Origin of the sequence: Ilumatobacter sp. (assembly GCF_041688325.1) — a bacterium.
Taxonomy (GTDB): domain Bacteria; phylum Actinomycetota; class Acidimicrobiia; order Acidimicrobiales; family Ilumatobacteraceae; genus Ilumatobacter_A.
Genome location: NZ_JBDNIJ010000248.1, coordinates 1 through 1,381, shown reverse-complemented (window position 1 = coordinate 1,381; position 1,381 = coordinate 1). Strand labels below are relative to the sequence as shown.

At 60.9% G+C, this 1,381-nt stretch carries 2 protein-coding genes; both read left to right on the top strand.

Going from position 1 to position 1,381, the window contains the following annotated elements; all coding sequences use genetic code 11:
- The coding region (locus tag ACH2EI_RS13925) for an ABC transporter permease (protein WP_395160475.1) at positions 1-409 on the top strand (409 nt) is incomplete at its 5' end.
- On the top strand, positions 409-1,381 hold a 973-nt coding region (locus ACH2EI_RS13920), incomplete at its 3' end, for an ABC transporter ATP-binding protein (RefSeq protein ID WP_395160473.1). The genes ACH2EI_RS13925 and ACH2EI_RS13920, both read left to right, overlap by 1 nt.

Genomic DNA, 1,381 nt, shown 5'->3' with positions numbered 1-1,381 from the left:
GTCGATCTCGTTCCTGTTCTTCGGGTACTTCATGTTCCAATGGCTGCTCCCGATGGCACTCCTGCTGGTGCTCATCTCGCTGTTCACCACCGGTGTTGCGTTGGCGCTGTCGGCGGCCAACGTCTTCTTCCACGACATCAACTACCTGTGGGGCATCGTTGCTCAGCTCATGTTCTATTCGAGCCCGATCATTTTCGTTCCGTCACAGGTCCCCAGCGAGGCCGTTCGATTTATCAGCAACTGGGGGCCAACCGGCAGCTTCGTCCGGGCGTCCCAACGCATCTTGTACGACGGCCAGTGGCCGGGCATTGAACGGTGGGCGTACATCGCTGCGTTCTCCATCGCGACATTCGCTATCGGCGCCTGGATCTTCAACAAGCTGTCGCCCCGATTTGCAGAGGAATTCTGATGGCGCTCCTCGATCGATCGAACGGTGCAAGCCCCAACTACGCACTCCGTGTTTCTGAGGTCTCCAAGACCTTCCGGATTCATCAGGAACGGGCCTCGTCGCTCAAGGCGTTCATCGCTGCTGGCGGCCGCAACCGGTACGAAGAGTTCTGGGCGCTGCGTGATGTCTCCTTCGATGTCGAGCCAGGCCAGGCGCTTGGCATCATTGGCCACAACGGTTCGGGCAAGTCGACCCTGCTCAAGTGCATGGCGGGCATCCTCACACCGAAGTCGGGCAACATCGAGGTCACCAAACGGATGGCCGCGCTCCTCGAACTCGGTGCCGGGTTCCACCAGGAGTTGAGCGGGCGTGACAACGTCTTTCTGAACGCCGCCATCTTGGGGATGGGCCGTAAAGAGATCGCGAAGCGTTTCGATGAGATTGTCGACTTCGCCGACCTCGGGCAGTTCATCGACAACCCGGTCAAGACCTACTCGTCGGGCATGTATGTGCGGCTGGCGTTTGCCGTGGCCATCAACGTCGACCCCGAACTGCTGCTGATCGACGAGATCCTCGCGGTTGGCGACGTCACCTTTCAGGCGAAGTGCATGGAAAAGTTCGTCGACTTCCGCCAACAGGGGCGCACCCTGGTCCTTGTCACCCACGACGCAACCACCGTCCGCAACTTCTGCGACCGGGCGATCTGGCTTGACCACGGCTCCGTCCGGATGGAAGGCAACCCAGCCGAGGTCGTTGACCAGTACACCGAAACCATGCTGGGTGCCGAGACGAGCGCCGGCGCTGAAGTCGGGCGCCGCGGCGACGGCAAGCTGACCATCGACACCGTCGAACTCATCGTGAGCGGCGTCCCTGTCGACAGGTTCCACACCGGTGATGACCTGACTGTGCGGCTGCATTTCACTGCACACGAGCCCATCGACAAACCGGTCTTCGCGATCGAGATCGCCAGCCTCGGCGGTGCCACTATCACTG